Origin of the sequence: Tenacibaculum sp. 190524A05c (assembly GCF_964036595.1) — a bacterium.
In the GTDB taxonomy this organism is placed as follows: domain Bacteria; phylum Bacteroidota; class Bacteroidia; order Flavobacteriales; family Flavobacteriaceae; genus Polaribacter; species Polaribacter platacis.
Window position 1 is genome coordinate 3,357,290 of the sequence record NZ_OZ038523.1, and the last position, 11,812, is coordinate 3,369,101.

Below are 11,812 nucleotides of genomic sequence, written 5' to 3' on the forward strand. Positions count from 1 at the left end.
AAAGGAAATGCATTTGATATGGAGATTTTTGTGAGACTAATGAGTTTCGCAAAAAAGTACCGTACTCAATTTTGGATCGCGGCATTATCTACCATTTTACTAGCTGGATTTTCAATTGCCAGTCCAGTAATTTTATATAAAGCTATTGATGATTTTACTGCTACAAAAGACGCAACACGTTTATTGTATTTTACAATAGCAATGCTATCAGTTTTGTTAGTTCAGGTTATATTACAATTCTCGTTTATATACTATGCCAATTGGGTTGGACAAAACATTATCAAAGATATTCGAGCTAAGATTTTTAGTAAAATTTTAGAGTTTAAAATGACATATTTTGATAATAACTCAGTAGGAAAATTAGTAACAAGAGTAGTTTCTGATATTGAAACTATTGCGAACTTTTTCTCTCAAGGAGTTTTTATGATTGTAAGTGATATTTTAAAAATGTTAGCTGCTGTAATTGTAATGTTCGTTATAAATTGGAAATTGGCTATCATTGCTTTAGCAGTATTGCCAATTTTAATTTATGCAACTAAATTATTCCAAATTGCAATTAAAAAAACCTTTCAAGATGTTAGAAATCAAGTAGCCAATCTTAACGGTTTTGTTCAAGAGAGAGTTACTGGAATGAAAATAGTTCAGTTATTCAATAGAGAAAAAATTGAATACGATAATTTTAAAGAAATCAATAACAAGCATAAAGAAGCACATATTAAAACTGTTTGGTATTACTCCATTTTCTTTCCTATTGCAGAGATCATGTCGTCCATTGCTATTGGATTGATTGTTTGGTATGGAGGATTACAAGTTTTAGGAAATAAATTAATTACTGTTGGAGCAATAATTAGTTTTATTCAAATGGCTCAAATGTTATTCAGACCGTTACGCCAAATCGCAGATAAGTTCAATCAATTACAAATGGGAATTGTTTCTGGTGAGCGTGTTTTTAAAGTAATTGATACAGATAGTTCAATTGATAAATCTGGTACTAAAGATGCATCAAATTTAAGAGGAGATATTTCTTTTAAAGATGTGAGATTTAGTTATGTGCAAGGTGAAGAAATATTAAAAGGAATAAACTTCAACGTAAATAAAGGAGAAACTATTGCAATTGTAGGTTCTACAGGAGCTGGGAAGTCTACTATTATTAATTTAATTAGTCGTTTTTACGAAATAGATAGTGGAGAAATTGCTGTTGATGGAGTTTCAGTTCAAGAGTTCGATTTGAGTTCTTTAAGAAATCAAGTAGCAGTTGTTTTACAAGATGTCTTTTTATTTTCAGATACGATCTTGAACAATATTACATTACAAAATGAAGCCATTTCTCTTGAAGAAGTAAAAGAAGCTGCAAAGCAAATTGGAATTCATGAGTTTATTGAAAGTTTGCCAAATGGCTACAATTATAATGTAAAGGAACGTGGAGCAATGTTATCTTCAGGACAACGTCAGTTAATTGCATTTTTAAGAGCTTATGTAAGTACTCCAAGTATTTTAATTTTAGATGAAGCAACATCATCTGTAGATACCGAATCAGAACAAATGATTCAATATGCTACGGATAAAATCACAAAAAATAGAACTTCAATTGTTATAGCACATAGATTAGCCACAATTAAAAAAGCGGATAAGATTTTAGTGATGGACAAAGGAAATATAGTTGAACAAGGAAGCCATAAAGAATTGTTAAAAAAAGAAGGTTACTACCGTAATCTGTACGAAAAACAATTTAGTGCTGAGGTAATATAATTCCCTCTGTTTTATTTGTTTAATTTGTTCAAAATGCTACATTTGTTACTCAATCACAAAAACTTAAAATACATAAACAATGAAAAAAGTAATTTTATCTGTCTTTGTAGCTGGTTCATTATTAGCTACTTCTTGTAAGCAAGCAAAGGAGGCTAAAGAAGAAGTAAAGGAAACAACTGAAGCAGTTGTAGAAAAAACTGAAGAAGCTGCTAAAACTGTAGTTGAAGAAACTAAAGAAGCAGTAGAAGAAACTACTAAAGCAATCGAATCTGCAATCGAAGGTATTACTATTCCTGAATTTAAAGACCCAAAAGTAGGAGAGTATTTAAAAGAGTATTCTGAGTATGCTAAGAAATATATTGATGCTGGAGGAGATGTTGTAAAGAATGTAGATTTAGCTAAAACAGGAACTGAGTTAGCTGCTAAAACTAAAGATATTCTTGCTGGTTTAGATGAAGAGTCTGCTAAGAAGTTTAATAGCGTTTTAACTGCTATCCAATCTAAAATGGCACCTGCAAAATAATTATAATTCTAAGCAATTATAATATCCTAAAGGCTTACAATGTGTAAGCCTTTTTCTTTTTTATAAAGTATATTTTCTACGTAAGTAACATAAGTTTATAGCACAAAATTTTAACCTTTATACAAATACTACAAATTGTTAAAATAAAATTTCAAACTACTCTTCAATTCATTGTTCTTAAGTGTATTATCCTTATATTTAATAGAGAAATCGTGCCAAATTAGATTGAGTCAACCAAATACGTAGTACTACCAAAAAACTCAATTCTTACAACTAGAATAATATTTTAAGAAAGAGTCCCCGAAACATTCTTCAGTTGAAATATTTTCCATTCTAGATAGATATAAAGTATATATGAATTTGATCATAATAGTAACATGAACTATTTCTGATTGAACAGAAAAGCTATTAACCAAAAACACCTAATCCCATTAATTGTCATTTATTATGAATGACGAGAACTTCCTATAGAAAGTAATCCCTTACCAATCATACTTCTATTGTGTTTAAAATTTATAAGTAACTAATTGTATTCAAAAAATGTAATCCCTCTGCATATGAAGAAATCAACCCCAAATTAAAGAGTTAGTAGTCATATTAGCTTAAATCTAAATTCTAGTTAGGTGTTTTAAGAAAACTGTAGTTTCTTGAATTAAAACACTGTAAAATCTAGTAGCACATTTTCAAAATTACTAATCAATTGAAATTAGAAGACAATTCCAATTTTGGTTGAAAAGGACATCAATTATCTAAAAATAACCTAAAATTAATTTACTAATCATGAAACTTAAACTACTATGTGTAGGGTTATTACTCTCACTTTCCGTCAATATTGCTGCTCAATTTAATTATGGAGAAGCATTACAAAAATCACTTTACTTTTATGAAGCACAACAGTCAGGTGAACTGCCAGCTTGGAATAGAGTTCCTTGGAGATCGGATTCAGCTTTAAACGATGGATCCGATGTAGGATTAGATTTAACAGGAGGATGGTACGATGCCGGAGATCATGTTAAATTTAATTTTCCAATGGCGTATACAGTTACAACTTTGGCCTGGGGAGGAATTGAATTTAAAGATGCCTATATTCAATCTGGGCAATATGACATTCTTAAAAGGAATTTAAGATTTGTAACTGATTATTTCTTGAAATGTCATACTGGTCCTAATGAATATTGGGGGCAAGTCGCGGCAGGAGGAATTGATCATGCTTGGTGGGGACCAGCAGAAGTGAATCCGCAACCAAGAGAATCGTTTAAAATTTCTGGAGCAAATGGAGGTTCAGATTTAGCTGGAGAGACGGCTGCAGCATTGGCTGCGGTAAGTATCTTATTTCAAAACGATGATCCTGCTTACAGTGCCCGATTATTACAAAGTGCAGAAGAATTATATGATTATGCTGATCGTGTAAGAGAAGCATACTCAAACTCCATAACAGATGCGGCAGGTTTTTATCGTTCATTTAGTAATTATGAAGATGAAATTGTCTGGGGAGCTGCATGGTTGTATCGTGCCACGAATGATAATAAATATCTAGTGAAAGCAGAAGCTGAGTACGATAACATGCAAAGAGAAGGACAGAGTGCCATAGCAAAATATAAAGAAGCTTTTTCTTGGGATGATAAAGCTTATGGTACTTATGTCCTTCTTTCAATTTTAACTGGAAAAAATAAGTATAAGCAAGATGCTGAACGAAATTTAAACTGGTGGACAGGTGTTGGAGTGAATGGAGATGTTGTTCCAACTACACCGGGAGGATTACCTCACATAAGACAATGGGGAACCTTAAGATACGCGAATAATGAAGCATTCTTGGCCTTAGTTTATAGTGATAAAGTTTCTACGAATCCAACTCAACAAACAGCATATAGAAATTATGCCAAGTTTATGACGGATTATACTTTGGGAGATAATCCAATTAATAGAAGCTTTATGGTTGGTTTTGGAAATAATCCTGCCAATAAGCCTCACCATCGCGGTGCACATGGTGGTTGGACGAACAATTGTTCTGGAGTTCCAGATACGTCTAGTCATATTTTGTATGGAGCAGTAGTTGGTGGGCCTAAAAGTCCGGCTAATGATGGTTTTGCTGATGATAGATGTGAGTTTATAGCAAATGAAGTTGCTTGTGATTATAACGCTGGAATTACTGGAGTTTTAGCTTGGATGTATGGAAATTTTGGTGGAAATCCATTTGCAACTTTTCCTCCCGCTTCAGCAGGAACACCAACACGTTCTGAAGTACGAACAATGTCTAAATTCAATAGTAATAATGCTTCTGGAAGTACAGTTCAAATTAGAGTTCAAAACAGAACGGCTTGGCCTGCAAGAGTTACAGATAAACTATCGTACAGATACTTTTTTGATATTTCAGAAGGTGTAGCCCAAGGATTAACAATTGCCGATTATCAGCCAACATTAAATGCTGTACAAGGTAATAGTAGTATTACTATTGGAACTTGGGATGCAAGTCGAAATATTTACTACGCAGAAGTATCTTTAGCTGGAGAACAAATTGCTCCAATTGGAGATCCTCAGTTTAGAAGAGAAACGCAATTAAATTTTAGAGTAAGTAACGGAGTTCCTTACGATGTGACTAATGACTGGTCTGCACAAGGAATTGGTGGAACAGAGATTGAAAGTTCTAATATTCCGATTTACGATAATGGGGTTTTAGTTTTTGGAAATGAGCCAGATGCAGGTAATGCTCCAATAGCTGCATTTACCGCAACTCCTGAATCGGGAATTGCTCCATTAGATGTTCAATTTGATGCTTCTAGTTCTAATGATCCAAACGGAGATACCTTAAGTTATTCTTGGGATTTTGGCAATGGAACAACTTCAACTTTAGTCAATCCATTAGTCACATATACTACTGTTGGTTCCTATGAAGTGAGCTTGATTGTAAGTGATGGAACGAACTTCTCTTCTCCAGTTACAAAAACCATTGAAGTTACAGATGGAAGTCCAGTGGCTTCGTTTACAACTACAACGGATAGTGGAGTTGCTCCGCTAACTGTCGGATTTGATGCTACTTCATCTTTGGATCCTTCTGGTGGAGGATTATCATATTCCTGGAATTTTGGAAATGGAAATTCCGCTTCTACAGCAACTGCAACAGCAGTGTTTGATGTAGGAACATATACGGTAAGCCTAACAGTAACAAACGCCGCAGGACAAGCGGATACAATTACTAAAGTGATCACAGCAACAGATGGCATTATAAGTTGTGCATTTGATGCTCCAACGGCAAGTGTACTTCCAACCATACATAAGCAGTTCAATCATATTTTTGTTTTAGGTTCTGGAGGTCCGAACTTAGACAATGTAACGAACTTTACGATAAATTGGGATTTACCGAATAATGGATTGTATCAATTCTCTATGCTAACCAATAATGGAGTTCCATCTTGGTGGAATGATTTCAAGCCTAAAGTAACACAGAATTTTAATCAGGCCAATCCAGAAGTAAATTTAAGTAATACAGGTTTTGCGGGATTAGATGGTGACTATTGGGTAACTACTGATAATGGTAATTTTGTTATGGTTTCAAAAACAGGAGGTTTTACAATATATTTCAGTGAAATAGATCAAGCTCCAAATTGTAATACTACAACAATTGCTAGCAGAAATGCTAGAATGGCAAATACATGTACTTTTAACACGCCAGTTCCAAATGCATTGCCTTCAATACAAAAGCAGTTCAATAACATATTTGTTTTAGGTTCTGGAGGTCCGAACTTAGATAATGTAACAAACTTTACTATAAATTGGGATTTACCGAATAATGGGTTGTATCAATTCTCTATGTTAACGAATAACGGTGTTCCGTCTTGGTGGAATGATTTAAAACCTAAAGTATCACAAAGTTTTAATTCTGCACAACCAGAGGTAACTATTACAAATTCAGGTTTTCCAAATTTAGATGGTTCTTACTGGGCAACTCTTGATGGCGATAATTTTGTTCTAGTTTCAAAAACCGCTGATTTTACCATTTATTTTAGTGCCACTTCAACTGAACCTCAGTGTGGAGGAGGAAACAATAATAATCCAATAGCTGATTTTACTGCAAGTATAACATCTGGTGAAGCTCCGTTATTAGTTGCTTTTGATGCATCAAATTCTTCTGATACAGATAATGATTCACTTACTTATACTTGGGATTTTAATGATGGAAATACAGCGATAGGAGTCATGAGTCAAAATACTTTCACAAGTAAAGGTAATTATAGTGTAACCTTAACAGTTGATGACGGCAAAGGAGGAACAGCAAGTAAATCAGTTGTTATTCAAGTTTCAGATCCCGTTATTATAGTTGATCCAGGACCAACAGGAAATATATATTTAGATAGATTTAATGAAATGAGAGCAGAATTCTATGCTCCTGAAAATGGATATTTTAGTGCGGATGGTTCTCCTCATCATTCAATAGAATCACTTATTGTTGAAGCACCAGATCATGGACACGAATCTACAAGTGAATTGTATTCGTATTGGTTATGGCTTGAAGTTATGAATGCAAGAATAAATGGAGATTGGGCGTCTATTGGGAATGTTTGGAATAAAATTGAAGAGTTTATTATTCCAACAAAATTAGATCAACCAACAAATGCAGCATATAACCCTTCTAGTCCAGCGGCATACGCTTCTGAGTTTCCGTTACCAGAAAATTACCCTGCTCCATTAGAATTTTCTGCTCCAGTGGGTGTGGATCCTGTATCAGCGGAATTAACCGCAGCATACGGACCTGAAGTATATCAAATGCATTGGCTTTTAGATAATGATAACTTTTATGGATATGGAAATCGAGGAGATGGTGTTAGTACGCCTTCATATATTAATACCTTTCAAAGAGGAGAACAAGAATCTGTTTATGAAACAGTTCCACATCCATCATGGGAAGGATTTAATTGGGGAGGAACAAATGGATATTTACCACTTTTTACTCTGGATCAAAATTATTCTCAACAATGGAGATATACGAGTGCAACCGACGCGGATGCAAGAGCAGTACAAGCAATGTATTGGGCACAAGTTTATGCTAAAGAACAAAATGTTAGTTTAAACACTTTAGATTTAGATAAGGCCACCAAAATGGGAGATTATTTGAGATTAGGAATGTTTGATAAATATTTTAAACCATTAGGTGTTCAGAGTTCTACAACAGGAGCTGGTACAGGTTATGATAGTGCTCATTACTTGATGTCTTGGTATATCTCTTGGGGAGGAGCGGTTGATACTTCTGCGCCTTGGGCTTTCAGAATTAGTTCTAGTCATTGTCATTTTGGATATCAAAATCCAGTTGCAGCTTACGCAATGTCTCAAGTAAATGAATTAAAACCAACAACACCAAACGGAGCAAGAGATTGGGGTGTTAGTTTACAAAGACAGCTAGAGTTTTATACCTGGTTGCAGTCAAAAGAAGGAGGAATAGCAGGAGGAGCAACAAATAGTTGGAACGGAAATTATAGTACTTATCCTGCAGGAAAGTCTACCTTCTATGATATGGCATTTAATGAAAATCCGGTGTATTTAGATCCAGGAAGTGGAACCTGGTTTGGTTGGCAAGCTTGGTCTATGGAAAGAATAGCTGAATATTATTATATAACAAATGATGTTATGGCTAAAAATTTAATGGACAAGTGGGCAAGTTGGGTAAAGAGTATTGTTGTGCTATTAGGAGAAGACGATTTTGATATTCCTGCTACTTTAGCTTGGACAGGAGAACCAGATACATGGGATCCAAATAATCCTGGAACAAATCAAGGATTAAGTGTAACTGTAACTGAGTACGGTAAAGATTTAGGAGTAGCCGCTTCTATGGCAAAAGCTTTGATTTATTATGCTGCTGCAACAGAAAAATACGAAACATTAGATACTGCATCACGTGATTTAGCAAAAGAAGTTTTGGATAGAATGTGGAGAACATACCGCGATGATAAAGGGGTTTCAGCTCCAGAAAGCAGAGGTGATTTCAGTCGAATTTTCGAACAAGAAGTTTTCGTTCCAGAAGGATTCAATGGAACAATGCCAAATGGAGATGTTATTCAACCAGGAGTTACATTTTTAGATATAAGATCTGATTATAGAAACGATCCAGATTTCCCAGCTTTAGAACAAGCTTACAATAGTGGAGCTGAATATACTAAACGTTATCATAGAAGTTGGGCACAAATTGAGGTTGCCTTAGCTAATGCCGAATATGGATTCTTCTTCGGTAATACTGCAGCCAGATCATCTAAGACAATTGAACAAAAGATGTTAGTTGGAATTGGTCCAAACCCAGTTTCAGAGCAATTAAATGTTTACATCTCTCATCAAGAGGATGAGGTACAATTAAATTTGATAGATGTTTCTGGAAGAATTGTGAGATCTAAAAAACTATTAAACGGCAATCATTCAACAACTTTATCGGTCTCGAATTTACCAGTTGGATTATACATTTTAGAAGCGAAAGATAAATTACTTAAAACAATAAATAGAAAGAAAATTATCGTCACTAGATAATTGGTAATAATTTGTATGTTTTTGAAGGAGTGTGTTTTACACTCCTTTTTTTATGTTTTGTTGTGTTTTTTTTGTATATTTATGAGTGTAAAACCAAATAATGTTAATTAAGTTTATTTTTAAACTTAATACTGAATTAAAGAGTCGTATTTTTTAGAATCCCCTAGCTCCATTTTAAATACACTCATTTCCATTATACTATTAGATTATTAACGACATAGAACTTTCGTAGAGTAGTGTTTGTTAACTACTTGACTATAATAATCCCCCTAAAGAAGAACCTAGATTAATTGAAAATTAATCTAGGTTTTTTATGTTGTTATGAGTGATTCTATCTTAGTTTGAAACGTCTTTCTTAAGTTTTTCAGATAATTCTTCTTGTCCCTTAAATAGAACAAATTCTCCATCTTTTACATAAGATATGTCTCCTGTTTCTTCGGAAACCAATATGCAGACAGCATCAGTTTTTTCTGTGATTCCAATCGCAGCTCTATGACGTAAACCAAATCTTGCCGGAATCCTTGGATTATCAGATACAGGTAAAATTACTCTAGTTGCTACAATGAAGTTATCTCTAATGATTGTTGCACCATCATGAAGAGGACTGTTTTTGTAGAAAATACTTTGAATAATAGCATTGTTAACTTGAGCATTCATTGGATCTCCAGTATTTACCAAAAAATCTAATTTATTTGTTCTTTCAATAACAATTAGGGCTCCGGTTTTCGTTTTTGACAGATTTACACAGGATTTAATAATTGTATCGGTATCTGTTTCAGAATTAATTTCTGATTGTAAAAACTTAAGTTGATTTAAAAAACCTCGTTTCGTAGAAAAATTCGTTGTTCCAATCATTAAAAGAAACTTTCTTATTTCTTGTTGGAATACAATAATTAATGCAATTACTCCACCAGATAAAAGATATCCTAATATACCACTTAACATTTCCATATTAAGCGCTTGAGTAATTTTCCAAATAAGAAAAATCAAAGCAATTCCAATTACAATATTAATAGCAACTGTACCTTTAACAAGCTTGTAGATATAGTATAATAATACCGCTACAAGTATAATGTCAAGGATATCAAGAAAAGAGAAATCTATAAAATCTAACATGTATTTACAGAGGTTTGTGTAAATGTACTAATAATTTACTTTTTGTAGAATGATTTGCTGTAATGGAAAAAATTATAGTAGAATACAACTTATGTTTTTTTATATAAATATCAACCCCAGTCACATTTGTGACTGGGGTTTTTATTTTTTGAAAACCAACACTTGAAAACTTACTTTTTAGCCAAAGCACTTTCCATTTCTATATTTCCAATAAGCATAGGATATTTACTTTTTACGATCTCTATTTGATCATAAATTGCTTTTTCACGAGTGTTTTTATAAATAGCTTCCAATTCGGTATATGTTTTCCTGTATAATTTAAGAGCTAATTTATTTCGTAAGGAATTATATGCATTATGCACTTTATCTAGCACACTTACATAAGTTTCGTAACTCGCTTCTCTATCTGCTTCAATGGTAATAATGGCTTTCGCGGGATGATCAGATGAAGTTGGTAACTTTTTTCCATTACACCAATCGCAAGAATTACCTTTAGCATCTTTTCCTCCACCATTATCAATAAAATCTTGAGCTAATTGAGGAATCTCATCAATTGTGATGATAGTATTGTCTAAGGCAATTTCATTATTCCGATTAATAGAAATATCAAAAACATTTCTTTTGTGAGTATCCAAAGTTTCTGGATTGTCCTGTGCAATCTTACTAAATAATCCCTTGTCAACTTCCAAAGTAGTAGTTACCAAGAAGAAAATAAGTAGTAAAAAAGCAATGTCTGCCATAGATCCGGCATTAATTTCTGAAATACGCTTTCTTTTCATAATACGTAATATTTAAGTGAATAATTAGTTCATCCTGAACTTTTTTCAGGATTTGTGATTGATTCTGAATTGAATTAGGGATGTCCCATGAATCAAGTTCAGTATAAAAAGTTCGGAACCAGCAATTTTTGGTTGTGTTAACTCATAATCAAAAACAATACCGAATTAACTATGAGAGTTAATTCTAAAAACTTGTAGAAAAGAATAAAAGCTGTGTTTAGAAAACTGTTATTTTACCATTTCTGTAATTCTAACAGCTTCCACAGCTTCCTTAACATCATGAACTCTAAGGATCTGAGTTCCGTTTAACAAAGCAATAGTATTTGCTGCAGTTGTAGCATTTAATGCTTCCTTTGGAGTTATATCTAAAAGCTTATATAACATCGATTTTCTTGAAACTCCAGTTAAAATAGGAGCCTCTAAATTTTTAAATAAATCGAGCTGTTTTAAAAGTTCATAGTTATGTTCAATAGTTTTACCAAAGCCAAAACCAACATCAATAATAACATCATTAACTTTTAATTGATGTAATTCGAATAGTTTTTCTGCAAAAAAGGAAATTAAGTCTGCGGTTATGTTTTTATAATTTGGATTTCTCTGCATGTTTTGCGGAGTACCTTGCATATGCATCAATATATAAGGAACTTGAAGTTCTGCAACAGTAGTAAACATGTTGTCATCCATATTTCCACCAGAAATATCATTAATTAAAGCTGCTCCCGAAGCAATAGTTTCTTTTGCTACTTTACTTCTAAATGTGTCAATAGAAATAATAATTTCAGGAAAATGAGTAATTAATAATTCTACAATCGGTACAATACGTTTGAGTTCTTCTTGTTCAGAAATATGAGCAGCCCCAGGTCTTGAAGAATAAGCACCAATATCAATAAAAGTTGCTCCTTCCGAAAGCATTTTCTCAACTTGAGTAAGAATGTCTTTTTCGTTTTTATATTTTCCGCCATCATAAAAAGAATCAGGCGTAATATTTAAAATTCCCATTACTTTGGGAGTAGATAAATCGATTAAAGTTCCTTTGCAATTAATTGTCATTGATACCTTTTTGTAGGTTGTAGGTGTAAATTTCTGTGTAAAAATAACTGAAAAGCTATTTGATTTGCTATTTTTACATAGTTTTTTC

At 33.2% G+C, this 11,812-nt stretch carries 6 protein-coding genes; 3 read left to right on the forward strand and 3 right to left on the reverse strand.

Translation table 11 applies throughout. The features are described 5' to 3' along the window. The first annotated feature begins 18 nt into the window (after nucleotides 1–18). From ABNT61_RS14995 to ABNT61_RS15005, 3 genes are all read left to right on the forward strand, one after another. Nucleotides 19–1,749 (forward strand): ABC transporter ATP-binding protein, encoded by a 1,731-nt coding sequence (locus tag ABNT61_RS14995; protein WP_412766945.1) that lies wholly within the window; start codon nucleotides 19–21, stop codon nucleotides 1,747–1,749. A gap of 79 nt (nucleotides 1,750–1,828) precedes the next feature. Continuing rightward, entirely contained in the window at nucleotides 1,829–2,272 is a 444-nt protein-coding gene (locus tag ABNT61_RS15000; protein WP_348710012.1) for a hypothetical protein, read from the forward strand. A 780-nt stretch (nucleotides 2,273–3,052) separates the two neighbouring features. Continuing rightward, nucleotides 3,053–8,779 carry a glycoside hydrolase family 48 protein gene (locus tag ABNT61_RS15005; protein WP_348743810.1) on the forward strand — a complete coding sequence of 1,909 codons (5,727 nt, stop codon included), beginning with the start codon at nucleotides 3,053–3,055 and terminating at the stop codon, nucleotides 8,777–8,779. Nucleotides 8,780–9,115: 336 nt separating this feature from the next. On the opposite strand, the gene cdaA is transcribed toward ABNT61_RS15005, so the two are convergent. From cdaA to folP, 3 genes are all read right to left on the reverse strand, one after another. After that, nucleotides 9,116–9,895 (reverse strand): diadenylate cyclase CdaA, encoded by a 780-nt coding sequence (gene cdaA, locus ABNT61_RS15010; RefSeq protein WP_348710009.1) that lies wholly within the window; start codon nucleotides 9,893–9,895, stop codon nucleotides 9,116–9,118. Nucleotides 9,896–10,065: 170 nt separating this feature from the next. Further along, entirely contained in the window at nucleotides 10,066–10,674 is a 609-nt protein-coding gene (locus ABNT61_RS15015; RefSeq protein ID WP_348743811.1) for a biopolymer transporter ExbD, read from the reverse strand. 228 nt (nucleotides 10,675–10,902) lie between these two features. Then, the gene (gene folP, locus ABNT61_RS15020; protein ID WP_348722841.1) at nucleotides 10,903–11,724 is read right to left on the reverse strand and encodes a dihydropteroate synthase; all 822 of its coding nucleotides are present in this window, start codon (nucleotides 11,722–11,724) and stop codon (nucleotides 10,903–10,905) included. Between the last annotated feature and the right edge of the window lie 88 nt (nucleotides 11,725–11,812).

Excerpts from the sequence above, each read along its gene's own strand:
- cdaA (WP_348710009.1), bottom strand. The coding sequence starts at position 9,895 with ATGTTAGATTTTATAGATTTCTCTTTTCTTGATATCCTTGACATTATA.
- ABNT61_RS15000 (WP_348710012.1), top strand. The coding sequence starts at position 1,829 with ATGAAAAAAGTAATTTTATCTGTCTTTGTAGCTGGTTCATTATTAGCT.
- ABNT61_RS15005 (WP_348743810.1), top strand. The coding sequence starts at position 3,053 with ATGAAACTTAAACTACTATGTGTAGGGTTATTACTCTCACTTTCCGTC.
- ABNT61_RS15015 (WP_348743811.1), bottom strand. The coding sequence starts at position 10,674 with ATGAAAAGAAAGCGTATTTCAGAAATTAATGCCGGATCTATGGCAGAC.
- folP (WP_348722841.1), bottom strand. The coding sequence starts at position 11,724 with ATGACAATTAATTGCAAAGGAACTTTAATCGATTTATCTACTCCCAAA.
- ABNT61_RS14995 (WP_412766945.1), top strand. The coding sequence starts at position 19 with ATGGAGATTTTTGTGAGACTAATGAGTTTCGCAAAAAAGTACCGTACT.